This window comes from Pseudomonas sp. SWRI111, from assembly GCF_014268555.1.
GTDB lineage: Bacteria > Pseudomonadota > Gammaproteobacteria > Pseudomonadales > Pseudomonadaceae > Aquipseudomonas > Aquipseudomonas hamedanensis.
Map to the genome: position 1 here is coordinate 1 of NZ_JABWQQ010000163.1, position 238 is coordinate 238.

The following is a 238-nucleotide window of genomic DNA, read 5'->3' on the forward strand; positions in this document are numbered from 1 at the left end:
GAATATATTGTTTGCAATAATATAGAAACTCTTTTATGGTTGGGAAATCAATTAGCATTTGAATTCCATATCCCATTTGAAACAAACTATTCAAATAGCATGCCTTCAGAAATTGTGTTTGACCTTGACCCACCTTCAAGTAACCATTTTCATATGGCAATTGAAGCAGCAAAAGTTCTGCAAAAAATTCTTGATCGATTACAACTACTGTCCTTTTTAAAAATTTCCGGTAATAAAG

At 31.5% G+C, this 238-nt stretch carries 1 protein-coding gene; it reads left to right on the plus strand.

All coding sequences use genetic code 11. From position 1 onward, the window contains the following. A partial coding sequence (locus tag HU755_RS27650) for a hypothetical protein (RefSeq protein ID WP_238350066.1) occupies positions 1-238 on the plus strand: 238 nt, incomplete at both ends.